Origin of the sequence: Streptomyces sp. MMG1121, assembly GCF_001280015.1 — a bacterium.
Classification (GTDB): Bacteria; Actinomycetota; Actinomycetes; order Streptomycetales; family Streptomycetaceae; genus Streptomyces.
In genome coordinates this window covers 16,664-35,013 of sequence record NZ_LGDV01000216.1, presented here as the reverse complement: position 1 = coordinate 35,013, position 18,350 = coordinate 16,664, and the positions used below count along the sequence as shown (strand labels likewise).

The following is an 18,350-nucleotide window of genomic DNA, read 5'->3' as shown; positions in this document are numbered from 1 at the left end:
GCTGAACGCAGTCGCTATCAACGGGATCATGGATTTACTGATCCACCGCTAACGAACCACCTTCGTTGCCAAGAGGGCATTTAATCTAGGTGGATTGCCCTTTATCTCCTAGTAAGTTCCTCCCCGGGTGGGTGTCGTCTCGTCCGTTATGCGCTTGGTGAGGTTGTCGATCGAGGCGACGTGGATCATGGCCTCGGAGCTGGCGGGCAGAGTCTCGTAGTCTCGGGCGAGGCACCGGTGCAGCATGATCCAACCAATACTGCGTTCGACAACCCAGCGCCTTTCGACGACGTGGAATCCGCGAACTCCCGGGTTTCTGTTGATGACTTCGACGTCGATTCCGAGGCTGCGCCGTGCTCGACGACGGCGTTCTTGAAGACTGTGTCGACCCAGCTCTTGGAGATGGTCGGGCAGGTCTTCTTGGCCCGGTCGAGGAGCTGCATTCCGACGGCGTTCTCGGACAGGCTCACGGCGGTGACAATCACGGCGAGGATGAGTCCGATCGCGTCCGTGAGGATGCCCCGTTTCCCGCCGACGATCTCCTTGGCGGCCAGCGTCGGTTCCCTGGCTGGTCAGAGGCACATTGGTGGAGGTCTTCACGCTCTGGGTGTCGATCACGCAAGCGGTCGGTTCGGGCTTGCGTCCTTCCTTCACGCGGGCCAGGCCGGTCAGGTCGGAGTTGAGCTGGGTGAGGATTCCCTCGTGACGCCAGGCGGCGTAGTAGGCGTAGACAGTACCGTGGTTGGGGAAGTCGTGCGGGAGGCATTTCCAGGGGGCTCCGGTGCGGTTTGCGTAAAGGAGTGCGTTGAATACGTCGCGCAGGTCGACCTTGGCCGGCTGCCCGGTGGGCCTGCGGTCGAGCCGAGCTTCTCTCCAGGCCGTCACTGTCGGCTTAATTAAGGCCCATCGGGCGTCGGACAGGTCGCTGGGGTACGGCTTCCGCCGGCTCACGCCGTAGCGTGATCGTGAATGCGGCGGACGATGCCGTTCCGCTGCCGCTGGGCGTTTCTGCCCGATCTTCAAACCAGACGGACTTCACGCTCAAGAAGCGGAGTAAATGGGCGGCCAATTCGTCGGCTCGGCGGACTGGAAGGCGGGTGCTGGGAGCGCACATCCCAAAACTGGCGCCCTTAAAGCTCACTTAACGGGGCAAGTCATCCACGCTGGGTGGCCGAGCGGAGTATCGGTTAGATCATGATGCACCGCCGTCTGGCCCGCGACTACGAGACACTCACCGCCAGCTCCGAAGCCATGATCCACATCGCCTCGGTCGACAACCTCACCAGGCGCATAACGGACGAGACCACCCCCACCTGGCGACGAGCACACTAGGGCATCAAGGGTAATCTGCCTACTTTAAACGCCCTCTGGCATCGCACCTGGAGAGGCTCATCGAGTATCTGCAGCCCGGCCTGGCGCGCGATTGGCTGCTGCCTTGGATCGCGACACGCCAGCTGTTGCCCTGACCACGGTCGGGACCAACTTGGGTACCAGGAATGGAAGGCCGAGGAGGAGCAGTGGCTCGGCGAGTTCGAAGGACAGATGACGACCAGGGTCGGAAACTGACGGTGCCACTCCCGAAAGACGGAGACCACGGCGTGAGTGAATTGGGGCATGCTCTTCGACTTCACGCACGACCACGACGGCGAACGGCTCAGCGGTGTGTACGGCGGTGATCCGTCCGGGGCCACCGCCGTCGTGCTGCACGGCGCAGGCAGCAGCAGCACAGAGCGACTGCTCCCCCTGGTGCGGGAGTTCGTGGCCCACGGCTGCCGAGGGGTCGCCTTCGATTTCTCCGGGCACGGCGAAAGCACCGGCAAACTGAGCGAGTTGAGCCTGCGGCGGCGGTTCGAGCAGGCCGTCGCGGTGATCGACGCGTACGCGGGGACGGACGGGCCGCTGGTCCTGGTGGGATTCAGCATGAGCGGGCAAACCGTGGCCGATCTCGTCGCGCACTACGGAGATCGAGTGACGGCGCTGGGGCTGTGCGCACCCGCCTTGTACACCGCCAGGGCGTGGGACGTGCCCTTCGGGGACGGGAACGGCCGGTTCAGCGGCATTATCCGGCGGCCGGACAGTTGGCGGGAGGCGCCATCGCTTGAGGTGCTGCGGGCGTACGAAGGCCGGGCGGTGCTCGCAGTGCCGGGCATGGACGCGGTGATCCCGTCGGCGGTGACCGAGGCCGTACAGGACGCGCTGGCCGCGCGCGCCCAGTACACGCGGTTCGACCTTCCGGACGCGCAGCACCAGCTGGGGATGTGGTTCCGCGATCACGGCGAGGACCGGCGGAAGTTCGTGGAGGCGGTGCTGACCGGCCTCGACGACCGTGGCTGGGCGGCCACGCGTGCGTGGGTGGCCAAGCAGCTCGGCAACAGCCGTTCCGTCGCCGACTCCCGCCTGCTGTGCGGCGGTTGGAGCTCCCAGATGCGCCGGCTCACGCTCGACGACAGCACGGAACTGGTGCAACGTACCTTCGTGAAGCCGTTCTTCCGCCACCACGGGCCCGGGCTGCTGACCCGCGAGGCCTCCGTCCTGGCGCTGCTCGCCAGGCAGGAGGACATCCCGGCTCCCGGGTTCGTCGCTGTGGACGCCACGGCCGAACACTGCGATCACCCGACCCTGTTGATGTCCGCGCTGCCGGGCCGCGTCCGCGTGGACGAGGACGACCTCGACCGGCGCCTGGACCTGCTCGCGGCCCAGCTCGTCCGCGTCCACGGCGTCGTACCGGCCGAGAGACCGCGCACGTACCAGGCGTGGACGTCCCCGGAGCACGTGCGCACCCCGGACGGCCCCCTGTGGGACCGGGCCCTGGACGTGATCCGCCGCGACCCGCCGCCGTACGAAGGCTGCTTTCTCCACCGCGACTTCCACCCCGGGAACGTGCTGTTCACGGGAGACGGGCCGGGGCTGCGGATCACCGGTGTCGTGGACTGGGTGGAGACCTCGTGGGGGCCTGCCGACCTGGACGTGGCGCACTGCTCGACCGCGCTCGCGCTGCTGCACGGGCCGGCGCACGGGCTGGACTTCCGCGAGCGGTACGAGGCACACGGCGGCCGTGACCTCGCCGACGACCCCGGCCATCTGTACTGGCGGCTGCTTGACGCCCTGCACTACTGCCCCGACGCGGCGAAGCTGGCCGGGCCGTGGCGTGACCTGGGACGGGACGATCTGACGTCCGAGGTGCTGGAAGAACGGCTGGAGGATTACGTGGACGGACTGCTGCAACGATACGGCTGACCAGTCCTGGATCACTCGTCTGACACAGGCCCGAGGAGGCGTGCGCATGGGCCGCCGTGGTGCTCGTTCATGGCCTGTGGCGGAAGGGGGCGAGCGCGCGAGTCCTTCGGGGTGCTGACGCACGGCGCGGCCACCTGCCGGTCAGTGTGTGAGCCGGCGCCGGTATCGCTTCGGGGTGCGCGAGCAGCCACTCGACGCGCTCGCGGCTGATGTCGTCGGCCGGGGTGTAGACGTTGATGTAGGTCTCCGGTGTGGCGGTGACGGCGAGCGTGGTGCACCAGTACACGATCTGGCCCACCGCCGGGTTTCCGTACACCCGGAACTCTCTGGTCACCAGCAGGGCGACATCCTGGGCGGCCCACAGCGTGGCGAACTCCGGGCTCGCCACAGCTGGGCCGCCCCCACCCCGATGCACGGCCTGGCGCCGGTGCGGGTGGCCTCCAAGCCGACACGGAACTACTTCGCGGCAGCCGCCGTGGGAACCCACGTGCGCCTGGTGTACATCGACACCAACGGCCGCCTGATGCACACCATGGAGCAGTCCGACGGCTCCTGGACCGTGCCCGGCCAGGTGGCACCGGGCGGCGCCTACCGCAACGACTGGTTCGAGAGCCTGTCGGCCGCCTCAGTCGGCGGAGGGCTGCAGGTGGCCGCGGTGGACCAGATCCACCGCACCGTTCTGCACACCGCGCTCGGCGCGAACGGCAGGTGGACGCCGTGGAGCAACCTGCTGTCCTGGACCGGCACTCCCCACCACTGGGGCATGCCGATCCGGGTGGCCATGGCCGGATTCGGCAGCAGCCTGCAGATGGTCGTGCTGACCAACGGCCAGGTCGCGCAGTACCACACCATCCGCAGCCCGAACGGGCGCTGGAGCACCTGGGACGACATCAACGCGCGGGTGGATTTCAACCGCGCGGGCTTCAACGGCACCGTGCTGCAGGAAGTCACCGCCGTCAACGTGGCAGGAGACCTCCAGCTCGTTTTCGCCTCCGTCGATGACCGCGGCACGCTCTTCCACACCATGCGCTACGCCAACGGCGCATGGACCCGGGCAACGCTGGTCCAGCACTACACGAACATCTCCGCCTGGCGGCCCGACGGAGTGGCTGGATCATCCGACCGCGACGCGGCCGGGGCACAAGCGCCCTTCGCGCGGTTCCGGGGCATGCCCGGCACCGCTGCACCGCATCCGCCGGCGGGCCACGGAGGCAACGACGCCGGGCGCGACGGTGAAGCCGGCGTTTGCTGACGGGGACGATCCTGGTGGCCAACAGCATCAGGCGCCTGTGCGGCTGTGATCAGTACGGTCCCAACACGTTCTGGCCTCAGCCCTCTTGCAGCACCGTCCGGATCACGTGTCGGGCATTGTGCGCCATCGCCGGGTTCGTCCTCCGGTAGTACGGCAGCAGAACCCACCGACAACGCCGCTCCTCGGCGCCCCGTTCTCGGAACTCGACAACATTCTGGACCCGCTTCATCAACATCTGTTGCCCGAACTCGGCATCAACCGTTCTCGCGTTACACCGACGAAGCCATCGAACGGCCCGCAGACGACTGCGGCGAACAGGGTGGCGGACCTGCCTCGAAGTTCGAGATCATCCGGTCATGTCGGATGACGCGCCAGGACAGGTCCTTCCGGTCGGCTTCGTGTTCCGGCCGTATCGCGGCGATGAAGACCACGGCCCCATGGCCGCGGTGCGGCTGGGCTGTGCTGAACGGGACCGGACCGACGCCCATTCGGTTGTGGAAGGGCTCCCGACAGCGGCCGAGATCGCCGAATCCTCAGCCGAGCTGGAGGAGCCGTCCAAGAACCAGATCCTGGTGGTGCACGACGGGAGCGTCGTCGGCTACTCGACGATCCGGTGGCGGCAAGAGCGGGACGATACGTGGCTGTATCTGCACCGCGGCTACCTCTTGCCCGAACATCGCCGTCAGGGCATCGGTTCAGCCATGCTGAGCTGGGCCGAAGAGCGGGTCCGCCAGCTCGTCAAACAGCATGGAACAGCCCGGACGGCAGTGCTTGGCGCGAACGCCGCGGCCTCCGCACAGGACGCCACGGCGCTACTGCTCGCAGCCGGCTACCGACGTGTCTTCAGCCTGGTCGAGCTGAAGCTGGGCGATCTCCAGCAGTTGCCCGAGCCGGGCAGCGAACTGCCGGCCGGGATACGGACGGGGCCGATCGGGACAAGCCACTACCGTGCAGCCTGGAGAACGGTCGTCGATTCGTATGCGGACACCGGTTTCACTCAGAAATGGGCTTTCCAGGACTTCGTCCATACCGCTGACCCGGCATGCTGGAGAGCTGCGTGGAACGGGCAGGACATGGTCGGCGTCGCCCTCTGCTCCATCCGCCGTCACCACCACACTGTGGGCGAGGTCGAAGAGCTGAGTGTCCGGACCGACCAGCGACGCCTCGGAATCGGCCGGGTCTTGCTGCTGGACGGGCTGCGAAGTCTTCGCGAGCAGGGTGCAACGACTGCGCGGCTGTTCACGGGCACGGCAAATCCTCACCGGTCCTACGATCTTTACGAAAGCGTGGGGTTCCGGCGGCAGAACGAGTACGTCCGTTACCGCAAGCCGCTGGCTTGATCAACCGGTCATTTGGCGCCCGGTCAGTCCACAGGATTTGACAATGCCTCGTCATCTCGGTCGACGTCCCCCAGACCGTAGTGAACGGGGCATCGTCGATTGCCCGGCCCTTTCCCGACTACGGGACTGTGGAGAGCGACCACTACCGGCGTACCAGGATCATCCCCCTATGCACATCATCGCGGTCCGCCGCCACCATGCACACCGGACCGATCTGCTTCGCGCGGTCTACCGCGCGTTCCGTGAAACCAGAAAGCTGGCCGAGCGCAGGTACCTGGACGACGCCGCCAAACAGCACATGAGCGTCGTCACGCCCTGGTTCAGTAAACTGTTCGAAGACAACCGCCGCCTGCTCGGCGAGGACTGGTGGCCCTACGACAGGGGCGCCAACCGCAAGGCCGTCGACACGTTCCTGCGTTACCACCACGAACAAGGCCTCTCAGGACGGCGGCTCACCAGCGAGGACATCTTCGTCGCCGCCCTCCTCGACACGTAGGCGCGCGGACGAAGAGCAGCTGCCGGGCGAGCAACTGTTCGTCGGCGCCCACCGGGCCGCACGGCCTCCGCCGGCAGAAGCGGTGGATCAGGTGCAAGTCGCGTCGCTTCTCGTGATGCGGAAGTCGAGCATCAGCACGTCGCCACCTGCCGAGGAAGCTTTACAGGCCATCGGAGAGCGAAGTTGTTCTCCACCTGGAGACCCCGGCCGGGTTATGTGCCGGGAGAGGCCGGCAAAGCGGTACGTGGGGCTGTGCTCCGCTCGGCCAAGTCGAGGGCGCGTTGTGCGAGCCACTGGTCGTGGACGGCGCTCGGGGAACGCAGCAGGGAGCGCTGGAGCAGTGCCTCGCTCCGTGCCAGGCGTTTGCGTACCGCGGATGCCGAGACGGACAGCGCAGCTGCCGTCGGACCGATACGTCCATCGAAACTAAGCCAGGTGGCGAGCGTTTGCGCGATGGAGACCGGGACGCCCGGCGTCCGTACAGGATGGAACTGTCGTTGTGCCCACGCCACGACGTGGGGCGACGCGAGGAGTTCGTCCAAGGAGGGTGCCGTCCCCCCGGCGTCCGACGTGCGATGCTCCGGGCGGGGCGGGATGCCTGCGGCGTTCACGCGTAGTGCGAGAGCCAGTGCAGCCTGATCGGCGAGCCGGTCCAGGTCGAGGCCCAGCAGCTTCTGTATGAGTGTGAGACGCGCCGTCAGGGTGTTGCGGTGGATCTTCAGATGGGTCGCCGCATGGGAGGAGAAACTCAGCCATGACGCGGCGGTGGCCAGCAGTTCCCCGCTGTCCGGGTCCTGCGGACGCCGTGCGCAGTGGGCGCGCAGCGGCGCGAGGAAGGACGCGGCCCAGGCCTCCGCGGCCGGCCCGATGGTGAGTGTCAGGTCGGGGTGGGCCGCGAACGAGGCGCGTCGCTCAGCACAGTGACGTGCCGCGGCCAGGGCGTGGAAGGCCTGGGCGTAGCTGCTGGCGGTGTCGCGTAAGGGCACCGGGTCACTCACTCCGATGCAGCAGGTCTCCGCCACGGAGCGGGGCCAGGCCGGCTCGGCAGGCGTGCCGGCGTGGCTCTCGTAGTCGGCCGGCGCGAGCATTATCAGGTGGTTGGCGTACACGGGGCACTGCACAATCCACGCGTTGCCGACCGTCTTGGCCAACCCGTCCGCGACCGCCCTGCGTAGCGTGTGCGGTCCCTCGATGACGTACATCCGCATCACGTCGGGCAGCGCGGGCCGCAGTGCCCCCGCGACCTGGCGTGCGGTGGTCACCTGACCGTTCATCAGAAGGTGCACGACGGCTTCCCGGAGCCGCGCGTCTGCGTCCCGGAGCCGGCGTTGCTGCTGCCGGGTGTGCTCCAGCTGCCAGCACAGGCTCAGTCCGGATGCGGCATCCGCGAGCAGGAGCGGCAGGCCGGGTGGCACCGGCCGTGGCACCACGGCCGCGAGAAAGGGCGCGCGGACGCCTGGCGGGCCGTCGAGGGGAAGGACGACGCAGGTAAGGTCCTGCTCGTCGATGGTCATGGACCTGAGCCCTCGCGCGGTGGCCTCCCGGACCCCGTGCAGTACGAGATCGTGCTCGGCCCTGCCGAAGGGCAGAGGGGGCGGGGAGGCGGCAGCGCCCGAGCGGTTGACCAGGAGGACGGCGGCCCCGGTACGGCCCGCCAGCCAGCGGAGCAGCAGCGTGGTGCCACCCTTCCGGGCTGCGCGCTGCATGTCCAGCACGTCGTCGGCCCGCCGAGCCCGTCCAGCTGCCGCCGTGTCCGTTCGCGGATCATGACCGTGCATGTCACTCCCCCGAGAGACTGCCGAATCCGTTCGGGCGGAGCGTATCCGGGGCTCCCACAGGCGGACAAAGGGGCTCGCTGTGCGGTCTGGCACCGGAGGGACCGCCTCACTGTGCAACGGCGTCCTTCGCACCGCCTTCATTCACCGTAGGTTCTGCCGTGCCCGTCCGACGCCGGGCCGGGCACCGCAGGGGCGATCCGGCCGGAAGTACCGCGCGTAGCACCGCATGCGGGCACAGGCGAACGACCACTCGCCGTACTCTGTCCGATACAGGGGGAAACCATGAAGAAGACCGTCAAGCTCAGTGCCGTAGCGGCGATGGCAGCGCTGGTCATGGTCGACGTGGGCATGGGGACGGCCCACGCGAGCCCGGGGAACTGGCAGCTTCACACACCCTTCGCGAGCAACATGTGCCTGGACGCCGCGTACGCGCCCGGCGACCCGCACCAGGATCCGTCGAAAGACGGTGACAAGGTGCAGATGTGGGTCTGCAACGGCCAGGCGCAGCAGGGGTGGATCTTCCACCCTGTCAGTACCCCCAGTGGCGTACCCGCGTTCACCATCACCAACCAGCGCAGCGGCCTGTGTCTGGACATGGACATCAGCGGTGGTACCTACGACAACATCCCCAACGACTACAAGGGGCACCTGGTCCAGCTGTGGCACTGCATCACCAACAACGGACAGCCTGAAGCGAACCAGGTCTGGTACCAGCTCCTCGGTGACTACGACGGGTGGGCGCGGCTGCAGAGCGGCGCCGACTCCGGCGGCAGCTTCGACTTCATGGACGCCAAGAACTACGGCGGCACCGACCCGTCACAGAACGGGGACCCCGTGCTGGTCTGGGACTACTACTCCCCGACCCTCCCGGACGGACGACACGGGGACGCGCCCCAGAACTGGAACTGGACCTGACCACGACCACCCGCGGATCAGTGCGCTGACCACGATTCAGGCGACTCCATGAACCAGCGTCCGCCGCCCACCAGGGGAAACGGGTGTGCAGCGTCAATCTGGACACGTGCAGGATCTGCGGCGGCAAGCTCCTTCGTTCATGTGTCGCCCGCACGGAGCGCCCGTCAGCCTGAGGCGTCCCCGGAGTACCACAGGGGACGCCTCACCAGATCGGCGAGAACGACGATCTGCACTAGAGGCTGTTCGGGGTTCGGTTCTTGTTGAGGCTGGGTCGTGCGCCGGTCGGGGCTGCTAAAACTCGCGTGTGGCGCGTTTTGATGTGACGGATGCCGAGTGGGAGTTGATCGAGGGCCGTCTGCCGGTGGCGGCGACGGGTCCGCTGCCCCGGCGGGTGCGGGACCAGTTCAACGGGGTGCTGTGGAGGTTTCGCACCGGCAGTGGCTGGCGTGATGTTCCGGAGCGCTACGGGCCCTGGTCCACGGTCTACTCGCGGTTCAACGCCTGGTCGAAGGCTGGCGTGTTCCAGGCGCTCATGGAGGGCCTGATCGCCGAGGCAGCGGCACGTGGGCGGGTCGGACTGGAACTGGTCAGTGTGGATTCGACGATCGTGCGGGCTCATCACGAATCGGCGGGCCTGGCGATCGCCGGGGAGACCCTGGACGCTCTCGAACAGGCCCTGACCGAGGAAAAGGGGGTTCCGCTGCTGGAGCAGGGACCGGTCCTGCGGGTGATGTGCCGCAGGCCGCACCCGGTGCGGGCGGCTCAGAGGAGGAGGAGGGGCAGCGGTCCGCGGCACGGCGCCGTCGTCAGGCACGGGCGAAGGCGGCCGCTCGCACCTGACGGCACATCAGCCCAGTACACTCACGAACACGCCACTGACCAGCAGGAATAGCGAACTGCCCGGGCGTTCTCGCGCCCAGGCGGTGAGGCGTCCCCCGGAATGTGGGCACAGAGGTTCATGCGGCAAGTGTGAGATAAGGGGAACGCCGGCCCGCCCGGTACTGGGCAGAATCCGCCCGCCATCCCACACCCGAAAGACGCGCCACTACCGCGCGTGGGGCACCGGAAAGCTCTCCGCAGGGCCACCTGCCACACCGCTGAGACTGAGACGCCACTGCCTGGTGGGCGTGATGCGCAGCGGGCCCAGCAACGAGGCGCAAGACCGACATCGTCAGAAGTTCAAAGACGGGTTCAGAGTGCCCGGCTTGCCGGTCACCGCCTCCGGCGTCGGGGGATCAATCAGGCAGCGGTTGGCGGTGAGCCCGCTGCGGTTCTTCAGCGGTGCTGGGTTCGGCGAAGTCGGCGTGGGCCTGGGTGACGGCTTCGGGGTACGCCTGCCGCTTTCGCTTTGCCATTGGTCATCAGACGGAGAGTCAGGGCCTCGGCGCGGTCGCGGTCGGCCACGGCCCAGCACCGCACATCCTGGGGGCCGGCCTCCTTGCCCAGGGCCTTGGCGGAGCGGCGGATGGCCTCAACGTCGGCCGCCGCCAAGGAGTCGGCAGGATGCTCCCATCATGGGGCGGCGGCCAGCTCGGCGGCGCCCTCGTCGTCCACGCGCACGACGGCGGGTTCGCCGGACAGCACCGCAGCGTCGGCGGCGTCGGTCGGGTGGCCGTACCGGCGACGACATCAGGGTGCGTCTCGGGCTGGTCGGCGGTCAGCACGGTGTTCAGGTCGTCGGGGGTTGGCCAACTGCGCGACGCTGACGTATGGGGCGCTCACGAGGCGCGCTGGGACGGCGGACAGCTCGGGCAGCGTCGCTGCGGCGGCGAGCGAGATGCGCATCATGTCATTGAAGACGACCGGGGGTTTCGGCTGCCGTGCCGTCCCTCGGCCGCGGCCAAAGCAAGCCATCGCGGGTCCGCTCCGTAGAAACGACGACGAGAAGGGCAGAACCTGTGGCCGTCTCATGCGAGGACGTAGCGCGCGCCCACGCACGGTCTGGATCCCGCACGGCTGGTCACGGAGGCCGCCGTTCCGATTGCCCAGGTCGCCAGCCTTGTACGCGATGCCGGCACCGATCGCGACATCACCAACCGTGCCTCTATGCTGCGCACACAGATCGACGTCTCCGGCCTGACCTGGCTTTTCCCGCTCCTGGAGACCGCCCTCAGTTTCCACCATGCCGTACGCGGCGAACACGACGATCTCGCCGTCACGGTCGCCGGCCTGCGCGAGGCGACCATGAACGGGGACTTCGCCTACTACGTCGTCATCGCGGCCGCCATAGGCGACCGCCCTCGACCCGACGGACCCGCCATACAGTGGCTCGACGACGAACACACCGTCCAGGAGCGCTGGCGTGCCCAGGTCACTGCCCGCTGCGCCCGGCTTCGGCATCTGTAGCTGGCCCACCGGTCCGACCGGGACCTGAAGTCCTGATCGCTAAAGCGGACGGCCTGTCACTCGTCGCTCTCACGGAGCGTCGTGGAGACGCGCCATACCCGTGGCTGTGATCCGTGCAGACCCGCTGAGTTCGAAGTCGCCATCGGGCTGGAGGGCGACGTGGAGCCGTCCGCCCGGCACGCCGACGGCGTAGCGTTCGGTGCGTCTTGGTTCGGTGGGATCGGTCCCCTGGCGGAGCAGATCCGCAGCCACAGCCGCGCAAGCGCCGGTCCCGCAGGTGCGGGTCTCGCTCGCGCCCCATTCGTGGACGCGCATGTGCAGGTTGAGTCGCTCCGCTAGCAGCGGGTCCTGCTGAAACTCCGGATTCCATGTTGCGTTAGCAGTGGGCCGATCGGCTGATCTTTAGCAATCGTGGGTTGCGCTTTCAACCGCGGGTAGGTCCCGGTTGAGCGGTGTGGCCGACTTCTTCTCCACTAACGGCGATCAACTCCCGTACTGTGCACGGTAATCTAGGCGAGGTGAACGCTACCGCGCCCATTGGTCCACCGGAGATCCTCGCTTCGCTCGGCGTGTCCTTCCGGCTGCACGAGCACCCTGACGTGACCAGCCCGGTGGAGGTCTGCGCCGCGCTGGGCGTTCCGCTGGACCAGACCGTCAAGACCTTGGCATTCGTCACCCCCGAGGACCGTCTCCTGCTGGCAGCGTTGCCCGGCCATGCACGGCTACGGTACGGCGCCCTCGCCCGCGCAGCCGGGATCCGCCGAGGCGACCTGTCTCCCGCCGATGCCGGGCGGCTGGCGCGGGCGGGGATGCAGCCGGGCGGGGTGTGTCCCGTGTCCGCGGATCAGGCTGCGGTGGTGGTGTTCGACGGGACGGTCAGCAACCTGGGACGTGTGCACTGCGGCAGCGGTCGGCCCGACAGCAGTATCGAGATCGAGGCGGCAGAACTCACGGCAGCCGTCCCGGGGGCCACGACGGCGTCGATCGCCGACCTCCCGGCGGACGAGCCGACATGACGACTATCCGCGACGCCACGCCCTCGGACGCCGATGACATCTACCGTCTGCTGAGCGGGTTCGTGACGAGCTATCGGCCCGACCGAATGGTCTTCGACGACGCCACGTTCCCCCGGATCATCGAGGCCGCCTCGGATGGCAGCGCCGAGTTCCTGGTCGCCGAGCAAGACTCGTGCGTGGTCGGGTACCTGCTCGCGGTGCGTATGCCCACACTGTTCGCCGGGGGAACGGTCCTCGAACTGCTCGAACTCACCGTGGCCCAGCCCATGCGCGGCCGCGGTACGGGTTCCGCGCTGATCCGGGCCGCGCAGGCAAAGGCCCGAGAGGCGAAGGACGTCGAGGTGACCGTGCCGACCCGGAGGGCGGCCGACTTCTATCGCGCTCTGGGGTTCCACGAGACCGCCGTTCATCTCAAATGGTCCACTACGTGATCGGGAATCTGTCGACCAATCGGCTGGCTGAGACGGGGAAACCATGCAGATCCAGGGGGCAATGGCACTGGTGACCGGCGCCAACCGCGGGCTCGGACAGGTGATGGCCCGGCTGCTCCTGCAACGCGGCGCACAGCGCGTCTACGGCGGGGCCCGCGACCCGCGTTCAGTTCTCGAGCCCGGCGTGATCCCGGTCCGCCTCGACATCACCGATCCCACCCAGGTGGCCGCGGCAGCCGAGACGTGCTCCGACGTGACCTTGCTGGTCAACAACGCCGGTGTCCTTACCGACAGCCCCCTGCTGGCCGCGCCCGCCCCGGACGCCGCCCGCGCGGAGATGGAGGTCAACTACTTCGGCACGCTCGCCATGTGCCGTGCCTTCGCCCCGCTGCTCATAGACAACTCGCCTGGCGCCATCGTCAACGTACTGTCCATCGCAAGCTGGTTCACCAACCCAGCGATGGGTTCTTACAGCGCTTCCAAGGCCGCGGCTTGGGCCCTGACCAACGGGATCCGCGGTGAACTCCACGACACCGGCGTCCTCGTTGTCGGCGTGCACTGCGGCTACATCGACACGGACATGGCCGCCCATGTCACCGGTCCCAAGAACACTCCGGAAGCGATTGCCGAGCAGGCTTTCGCTGCCGTCGAGACGGGCCGGACGGAAGTCCTCGCCGACGAACGCACCCGACAGGCCAAGGCCGAACTGGGACTCACTCCCGGCACGACAGCTTCCGCCCGGCGCCGGTAACACCCCCTCGCAACGGCGTGTCCCATGCCGCGGACCACTGAGAGGAGAGGCGGAGCAACTATCCGGCACCAGCCACCTTGCCGAGTGGGGAACATGAGCAGGGCTGGGGACCGAGCCAAGCAGCTGTGGTTGCCTTCAAAGGCCTTCATCACCGTCCGGTCCTCGGGTTCGACGTCGAGGCGGACCGTGTCGTGATGCTGGTCGGGCCGCCGGTCAGGTGACGGAGGATTGCACTGCGTCCACGAGGCTGCGCAGGTGCTCTGCTTCGTGGATGAGGGCGGTGCCCGCGGGGGTGACTGAGAGGGGGCTGGTCCGTTCGATCAGCTGAACGCCTGCGGCCCTTTCCAGGGCATGCAGCTGATGTGTGAGCGTCGCCGGTAGCGTTCCGAGGTTCCTGGCGGCTGCGCAGAGGTTGCGTTGGCCGGACAGCCGGACCAGGCAGCTATGGCGTTCGACGCAGTTGCGGACGTTGCTGATGGCCGCCATCGACTCGGACAGGACCGGCGCGTCCGGCAGGAGCGCGAAGGGGTTGCTGGTGGCGCTGTTCGGGCGGGTCTCGATGCCCCACTTCTTGGCCAGCAGGTTGAGGCGGTGCTTGTCGAAACCGAGCTGTTGGGCGAGTAATTGTCAATATGCGTCGATGAACTGACCCGAGGGCCTGTTTCGTTGAAGCGTGCTACAGAAGGCCGCGATCAGGGCATTTCCCTTGCATGCGTGGGGTGTTGAGGACTGATCCGTTGTGGGTGGAGACGTTCACGGGGCTGCGGATAGGCAGTTCAAGCGGTTGTTGAAGGTGGTGCGGGAGCGGGGTGGCGGTGGGCCGCGCATGGGGCGGCCATGGTGTCTGCCGCTTGCCGACCGGGTGCTGCTGGTGGCTTTCTAAGAGGCCCTAATAGAGGTTGTTGATCAAGTAACCATTGGCTTGTCTGCTCGTTGGTCGGATCGTGGGGAAGCGTCAGTCGCGGCCATGGATTGTGTCCGATGAACTGTGGTTGGTCATCGAGCCGTTGCTGCCCAAGCCGGGGCCGAAGCTGGTCTCGGGCCGACCGCGAGTGCCGGACCGGCAGGCGTTGTGCGGGATCCTGTGCGTGCTGCACACCGGGATCCAGTGGGAGTACCTGCCCCAGGAACTGGGCTTCGGTTCGGGGATGATCTGCTGGCGGCGCCTGGCCGAGTGGAACGAAGCCGGCGTGTGGGACCAACTGCACCTGGTGCTGCTGAGGAAGCTGCGGTCGGCGAAGAAGCTGGACTGGTCGAGGGCGGTGATCGACTCTTCCCACGTGCAGGCTGCCCGCCGGGGCCCAAAAGCGGTCCCAGCCCGGTCGGCCGCGCACGGCCGGGCAGCAAGCACCACGTCCTTGTCGACGGGCAGGGCATCCCGCTCGCGGTCTCACTGACCGGCGGGAACCGCAACGACGTCACCCAACTCCCGCCCCTGCCCAACAAGGTGCCCCCGGCCGCCGGTGTCGTCGGCAGGCCCAGACGCCGGCCCGACATGCTCCTGGCGGACCGCGGCTACGACCACGACAAGTACCGTCGCCTGCTGCGGCAGCGCGGCATCCGCCCCGCGATCACCGAACGAGGCCGGCCACGCGGCACCGACCTGGACATCTCCCGCTGGGTCGTGGAGCGGACCACCTCCTGGCTCCACGGCTTCCGCCGCTTACGCATCCGCTGCGAGCGACGAGACGACATCCACGAAGCCTTCCTCGGCCTCGCCCCCTGCCTGATCACCTACAAACACGTCCAACGCCTCTGTTAGGAGCTCTAACTGGCGGCGGAGATGGTGTCTCGCAGCTCCAGGCCCGACACCTTCCCCTCCGCGGCTAGTAGATCGACAGCGTCGGGCCGGTGCAGATTGGCTTCCGCATGCAGCCTCGGAGCCGTGAAGGTAGCGCGAGGAGGCGCCGCTCGCCCCCCAAACTCCCCGCTGCCGGGCACCGGACGGTGCACGGCCCGGCACGGGAGTGCTCATCCCATCCCGGCTCGATCCCGGCACGGTAGGGATGAACAGGGGTGATGGAGGGTGCCGAGGGGTCAGGTCTTCCAGCACCACCCCAGCACGGGAAGATCCAGGGTCCATCGCATCGTCTACTACGGCGACCTGGAGGCCGAAGGAATCGCCATCCCGGCCAGATCCTCCACCAATGGCACACAATACGGACTGGCGCCCATTGAACCGGCGGCTGCCCTGTGTCTGCTGCTGTTCGCACACGAGCCCACCGCCGGCGACCCCATCGCTGACGAACGGGCCCACAGCCTGACAGCCTGGCTCCCCGAGGATCTCCGGCGGGAAGCGCACGCCTTTCTCACCAGAGGGCAACGCCTCGCGCAGGAGGCAACTACTGAGCTTGAAAGCGTGATGTCGCTGCAAGGAGGCGGCCCAGTCGGTCCGGGGGCGCCTCCTTGCGTGTTGCGCTGCGGCCGGTCGTTGTCGGCTTGGCCTAGGCATCGAGGGACTTCGCGGCCTCACGGATCACATCGAGGACGAAGTCGGGATGCGAGAGCATGGGAACGTGGCTGCTGTCCACGGGACGGACGTTGGCGCCCATGCGCTCGGCAACGGACCGCTCCAGGTCGGGGTGCACGGTATGGTCGTTGTTGGCGACGATGAACCAGCTTGGCTTCGTCCGCCAGGCGGTACCGGGAACCTGCTGGTTGAACAGGTCCGCCGCTGGCACAGCGCCCGTCGCCAGGACGAGCTTCTGCTCCGCTTCCGGGAGGTCGCCGCAGAAGTGCGGGACACCCGAGGGCTTGAGCCACACGCGGCCGTCGGCAACGTCCACGTGCTCGAAGATGGGCGTGCCGGGGAATTTGTCCAGCTGTTCCTGCGACGTCTCGTCCTCGTCTGGGGCGAGCGCGGCGATATACACCAGAGCGCCGACGCGGTCGTGGGTGCCCGCTTTGGTGATCAGGGTCCCACCGTAGGAGTGACCGACTAGCACGATCGGGCCGGGGACGTGGTTGAGCGTGAAGTTGACGCACGCGACATCGCTTTTGAGCGAGTCGAGGCCGTGCTGTGAGGCGAAAACCTCGTGCCCTTCAGCCTGGAGCGTGGGGATGAGCTTGTTGAAGCACGACCCATCCGCCCAGAGTCCGTGGGCGAAGACAATGCTGGGCTTGCCCGCCATGGCATTTCCTCCTACGGAGAGATCAAATATGCAACATTGCACCACATTCCATGTTTAGTGCATATTTTTGCGCGATTATCAGGCGTGTCGCCCCATCCCGATCGTCGGGCCTACGAGGTTGAACGCGTCGTCGTGGTGGTCATGTGTTGATGATCAAGCAGGTCTTCAACTCGTCGCAGCGAGTGCCGGAAGATTGCGGTGCGGCTGGACGTTGGCTGCAGGTATGAAGATCAGCGAGGCTTCCAGAGTCAGCGGTGTGAGTGCGCGGTCGTTGCGGCACTACGAGGACGAGGGCTTGATCGTCCCTGGGCGTTTCAGCAATGGGTTCCGTGACTACTGCCAGTCCACGATCGATCGGGTGCGCGTCATCCGGTCGCTGTTGGAGTCCGGGTTGCCCGTGAGGTTGATCAGGGAAGTCCTGCCCAGCCTCACTGACGGATCCGATGCCAGCACCGAGGTGGTGTGCGCGGAGTTCCTGCACGAGGTGCAGGGCTATCGCGATCGGCTCGCTGCTCGCATTGCCGTTCTCAGCGATCAGCAGGCGGCACTGGACGCCTACCTGAGAGAGGCCCGCCCTACTGATCTCTGACGGCCGCTTGACCTTGACGTAAGTGTGAGGTTCCTACGTTTGGTTCATGGAGATCAACGAGCAGCAGAACGCCGCCAAGCAGACCGTTCGAGCACTGGTCCAGCGGTCACACCGTGGGCCGAAGGACCTGAGTCTTGCGACGGATCACCACTGCCCTGCCCCGGGGCCCGGTGAGTACCTGATCCGCGTCGGCGCTGCTGGGGTCAACTTCGCCGATGTCATGCAGACCCACGGCACCTACGGAGGAGGCCCGCAGGCACCCTACGTGGCGGGCTTTGAGGCGGCCGGTGAGATCGTGGGGGTCGGCGCGGACGTCGAGAAGCCGCTGCCGCTCGGCACCCATGTCGTCGGAGCCGGCCCGGGCGCCTTCGCGCAGTACATGACGATGCCGGCCGCGGGGGTACTTCCCGTGCCTTCCGGCTGGAACGATGCCCAGGCTCTCGGTCTGGTGCTGAACTGGGCCACCGCGTTGGCGGCACTGAAGCCGTTGGGCGAGATCACGACGGGTGAGGCGGTGCTCGTTCATGCCGCGGCCGGCGGGGTCGGGCAGGCTGCTGTTCGCCTCGCCCGCCACTACGGTGCGCGGGTGATTGCGACGGCCTCGCCGGAGAAGCACGGCACCGTCAAAGCCCTCGGCGCCGACGAGGTGCTGGACAGTCGACGCCCCGATCTGGCTGAGGAGGTCACCCGCCTGACAGGCGGGGTCGACCTGGTCCTGGAATCGGTGGGCCAGGCCACGTTCGAGGCCAGCCTGTCGGTTACCAAGCCCTTCACCGGACGCATCGTCGTGTTCGGAGCCGCTTCCGGTGACGCCACTCTGACCACGCACGACCTGGTCTTCACCCACCAGGTTCAGATCAAGGGCCTGCACATCGGCGCGCTGGCGGTCGTGGCCCCATCCCTGTACCAGTCGTTGCTCGTCGAGATCGAGGCTCTCATCGCCCACGGCGTCTACCCGCCCGGCACCCCCCACGTGCATCCCCTGGCCGAAGGACCGGCAGTGCTTCAGCAACTCGAAGCGGGCCAGACCCGGGGCAAGCTGGCCCTCGATCCCTGGCGCTAGGAACG

At 67.4% G+C, this 18,350-nt stretch carries 18 protein-coding genes and 3 pseudogenes; 15 read left to right on the top strand and 6 right to left on the bottom strand.

Annotated elements, in window-relative coordinates; genetic code table 11:
- Nucleotides 1–108: 108 nt before the first annotated feature.
- Nucleotides 109–951: pseudogene (locus ADK64_RS31655) on the bottom strand (IS5 family transposase).
- A 210-nt stretch (nt 952–1,161) separates the two neighbouring features.
- Between ADK64_RS31655 and ADK64_RS31650 the strand changes: the two are divergent.
- Both ADK64_RS31650 and ADK64_RS31645 read left to right on the top strand, forming a co-directional pair.
- A pseudogene (locus tag ADK64_RS31650) lies at nt 1,162–1,332 on the top strand (IS5/IS1182 family transposase); the annotation flags it as partial.
- Between the two features lie 282 nt (nt 1,333–1,614).
- The gene (locus ADK64_RS31645) at nt 1,615–3,237 is read left to right on the top strand and encodes an alpha/beta fold hydrolase (protein ID WP_053664667.1); all 1,623 of its coding nucleotides are present in this window, start codon (nt 1,615–1,617) and stop codon (nt 3,235–3,237) included.
- Between the two features lie 67 nt (nt 3,238–3,304).
- Here ADK64_RS31645 and ADK64_RS31640 read toward each other — a convergent pair whose 3' ends face one another.
- Nucleotides 3,305–3,625, bottom strand: coding sequence for a hypothetical protein (locus ADK64_RS31640; protein ID WP_053664665.1), 321 nt, complete (start codon nt 3,623–3,625; stop codon nt 3,305–3,307).
- A 21-nt stretch (nt 3,626–3,646) separates the two neighbouring features.
- Here ADK64_RS31640 and ADK64_RS31635 point away from each other — a divergent pair, with 21 nt between their 5' ends.
- The 3 genes from ADK64_RS31635 to ADK64_RS31625 all read left to right on the top strand — a co-directional run bounded on the left by ADK64_RS31635 (nt 3,647) and on the right by ADK64_RS31625 (nt 6,325).
- Nucleotides 3,647–4,489: a hypothetical protein gene (locus ADK64_RS31635; protein ID WP_053664663.1), complete on the top strand. Its 843-nt coding sequence runs from the start codon at nt 3,647–3,649 to the stop codon at nt 4,487–4,489.
- A gap of 356 nt (nt 4,490–4,845) precedes the next feature.
- Complete coding sequence (locus ADK64_RS31630; protein ID WP_053664661.1) at nt 4,846–5,829, top strand: GNAT family N-acetyltransferase; 984 nt, start codon at nt 4,846–4,848, stop codon at nt 5,827–5,829.
- 169 nt (nt 5,830–5,998) lie between these two features.
- Nucleotides 5,999–6,325, top strand: a complete 327-nt coding sequence (locus ADK64_RS31625; RefSeq protein ID WP_053664659.1) for a hypothetical protein — start codon at nt 5,999–6,001, stop codon at nt 6,323–6,325.
- 212 nt (nt 6,326–6,537) lie between these two features.
- Here the strand turns inward: ADK64_RS31625 and ADK64_RS31620 are convergent, their stop codons facing one another.
- The gene (locus tag ADK64_RS31620; RefSeq protein WP_063789985.1) at nt 6,538–8,031 is read right to left on the bottom strand and encodes a helix-turn-helix domain-containing protein; all 1,494 of its coding nucleotides are present in this window, start codon (nt 8,029–8,031) and stop codon (nt 6,538–6,540) included.
- Between the two features lie 354 nt (nt 8,032–8,385).
- Here ADK64_RS31620 and ADK64_RS31615 point away from each other — a divergent pair, with 354 nt between their 5' ends.
- The 3 genes from ADK64_RS31615 (at nt 8,386) to ADK64_RS31605 (ending at nt 11,364) form a co-directional block, all read left to right on the top strand.
- The gene (locus ADK64_RS31615) at nt 8,386–9,018 is read left to right on the top strand and encodes an RICIN domain-containing protein (RefSeq protein ID WP_053664657.1); all 633 of its coding nucleotides are present in this window, start codon (nt 8,386–8,388) and stop codon (nt 9,016–9,018) included.
- 304 nt (nt 9,019–9,322) lie between these two features.
- A complete protein-coding gene (locus tag ADK64_RS31610) occupies nt 9,323–9,910 on the top strand; it encodes a transposase (RefSeq protein WP_107093143.1) in 588 nt (195 codons plus the stop codon).
- A 1,154-nt stretch (nt 9,911–11,064) separates the two neighbouring features.
- Nucleotides 11,065–11,364 (top strand): hypothetical protein, encoded by a 300-nt coding sequence (locus ADK64_RS31605; RefSeq protein WP_053664655.1) that lies wholly within the window; start codon nt 11,065–11,067, stop codon nt 11,362–11,364.
- A gap of 69 nt (nt 11,365–11,433) precedes the next feature.
- On the opposite strand, the gene ADK64_RS49210 is transcribed toward ADK64_RS31605, so the two are convergent.
- On the bottom strand, nt 11,434–11,706 hold the full coding sequence (locus ADK64_RS49210) for a hypothetical protein (RefSeq protein ID WP_420713068.1): 273 nt from the start codon (nt 11,704–11,706) through the stop codon (nt 11,434–11,436).
- Between the two features lie 176 nt (nt 11,707–11,882).
- Between ADK64_RS49210 and ADK64_RS31600 the strand changes: the two genes are divergently transcribed.
- Genes ADK64_RS31600 through ADK64_RS31590 form a run of 3 tightly spaced genes read left to right on the top strand, consistent with a single transcriptional unit; the run spans nt 11,883 to nt 13,562 of the window.
- Entirely contained in the window at nt 11,883–12,380 is a 498-nt protein-coding gene (locus tag ADK64_RS31600) for an aminoacyl-tRNA deacylase (RefSeq protein WP_159046377.1), read from the top strand.
- Nucleotides 12,377–12,811, top strand: coding sequence for a GNAT family N-acetyltransferase (locus ADK64_RS31595; protein WP_053664650.1), 435 nt, complete (start codon nt 12,377–12,379; stop codon nt 12,809–12,811). Before ADK64_RS31600 ends, ADK64_RS31595 begins: the two co-directional genes overlap by 4 nt.
- A 43-nt stretch (nt 12,812–12,854) precedes the next feature.
- Nucleotides 12,855–13,562 carry an SDR family oxidoreductase gene (locus ADK64_RS31590; protein WP_053664648.1) on the top strand — a complete coding sequence of 236 codons (708 nt, stop codon included), beginning with the start codon at nt 12,855–12,857 and terminating at the stop codon, nt 13,560–13,562.
- Nucleotides 13,563–13,775: 213 nt separating this feature from the next.
- Here the strand turns inward: ADK64_RS31590 and ADK64_RS49205 are convergent, their stop codons facing one another.
- Nucleotides 13,776–14,048 carry a helix-turn-helix domain-containing protein gene (locus ADK64_RS49205; protein ID WP_078992953.1) on the bottom strand — a complete coding sequence of 91 codons (273 nt, stop codon included), beginning with the start codon at nt 14,046–14,048 and terminating at the stop codon, nt 13,776–13,778.
- Nucleotides 14,049–14,272: 224 nt separating this feature from the next.
- Here ADK64_RS49205 and ADK64_RS47730 point away from each other — a divergent pair.
- Together ADK64_RS47730 and ADK64_RS43740 are read left to right on the top strand one after the other, a co-directional pair.
- Nucleotides 14,273–14,439 (top strand): annotated as a pseudogene (locus tag ADK64_RS47730) (IS5/IS1182 family transposase); the annotation flags it as partial.
- A 67-nt stretch (nt 14,440–14,506) separates the two neighbouring features.
- A protein-coding gene (locus ADK64_RS43740) for an IS5 family transposase (protein ID WP_420713066.1) occupies nt 14,507–15,324 on the top strand; the annotation gives its coding sequence in 2 pieces (ribosomal slippage) (nt 14,507–14,836 and nt 14,839–15,324; 816 coding nt in all).
- A gap of 682 nt (nt 15,325–16,006) precedes the next feature.
- Here ADK64_RS43740 and ADK64_RS31570 read toward each other — a convergent pair.
- Nucleotides 16,007–16,693 carry an alpha/beta hydrolase gene (locus ADK64_RS31570; protein ID WP_053664644.1) on the bottom strand — a complete coding sequence of 229 codons (687 nt, stop codon included), beginning with the start codon at nt 16,691–16,693 and terminating at the stop codon, nt 16,007–16,009.
- 223 nt (nt 16,694–16,916) lie between these two features.
- Here ADK64_RS31570 and ADK64_RS31565 point away from each other — a divergent pair, with 223 nt between their 5' ends.
- Together ADK64_RS31565 and ADK64_RS31560 are read left to right on the top strand one after the other, a co-directional pair.
- Nucleotides 16,917–17,282, top strand: a complete 366-nt coding sequence (locus tag ADK64_RS31565) for a MerR family transcriptional regulator (RefSeq protein WP_053664642.1) — start codon at nt 16,917–16,919, stop codon at nt 17,280–17,282.
- Between the two features lie 46 nt (nt 17,283–17,328).
- Nucleotides 17,329–18,345 (top strand): NADPH:quinone oxidoreductase family protein, encoded by a 1,017-nt coding sequence (locus ADK64_RS31560; RefSeq protein ID WP_053664640.1) that lies wholly within the window; start codon nt 17,329–17,331, stop codon nt 18,343–18,345.
- The last annotated feature ends 5 nt before the right edge of the window (nt 18,346–18,350 follow it).

Coding starts and splice junctions, on each gene's coding strand:
- ADK64_RS31590 (WP_053664648.1), top strand. CDS start 12,855: ATGCAGATCCAGGGGGCAATGGCACTGGTGACCGGCGCCAACCGCGGG.
- ADK64_RS31620 (WP_063789985.1), bottom strand. CDS start 8,031: ATGCAGCGCGCAGCCCGGAAGGGTGGCACCACGCTGCTGCTCCGCTGG.
- ADK64_RS49205 (WP_078992953.1), bottom strand. CDS start 14,048: ATGGCGGCCATCAGCAACGTCCGCAACTGCGTCGAACGCCATAGCTGC.
- ADK64_RS31625 (WP_053664659.1), top strand. CDS start 5,999: ATGCACATCATCGCGGTCCGCCGCCACCATGCACACCGGACCGATCTG.
- ADK64_RS31565 (WP_053664642.1), top strand. CDS start 16,917: ATGAAGATCAGCGAGGCTTCCAGAGTCAGCGGTGTGAGTGCGCGGTCG.
- ADK64_RS31615 (WP_053664657.1), top strand. CDS start 8,386: ATGAAGAAGACCGTCAAGCTCAGTGCCGTAGCGGCGATGGCAGCGCTG.
- ADK64_RS31560 (WP_053664640.1), top strand. CDS start 17,329: ATGGAGATCAACGAGCAGCAGAACGCCGCCAAGCAGACCGTTCGAGCA.
- ADK64_RS31635 (WP_053664663.1), top strand. CDS start 3,647: ATGCACGGCCTGGCGCCGGTGCGGGTGGCCTCCAAGCCGACACGGAAC.
- ADK64_RS31595 (WP_053664650.1), top strand. CDS start 12,377: ATGACGACTATCCGCGACGCCACGCCCTCGGACGCCGATGACATCTAC.
- ADK64_RS31570 (WP_053664644.1), bottom strand. CDS start 16,693: ATGGCGGGCAAGCCCAGCATTGTCTTCGCCCACGGACTCTGGGCGGAT.
- ADK64_RS31605 (WP_053664655.1), top strand. CDS start 11,065: ATGCTGCGCACACAGATCGACGTCTCCGGCCTGACCTGGCTTTTCCCG.
- ADK64_RS31630 (WP_053664661.1), top strand. CDS start 4,846: ATGTCGGATGACGCGCCAGGACAGGTCCTTCCGGTCGGCTTCGTGTTC.
- ADK64_RS31645 (WP_053664667.1), top strand. CDS start 1,615: ATGCTCTTCGACTTCACGCACGACCACGACGGCGAACGGCTCAGCGGT.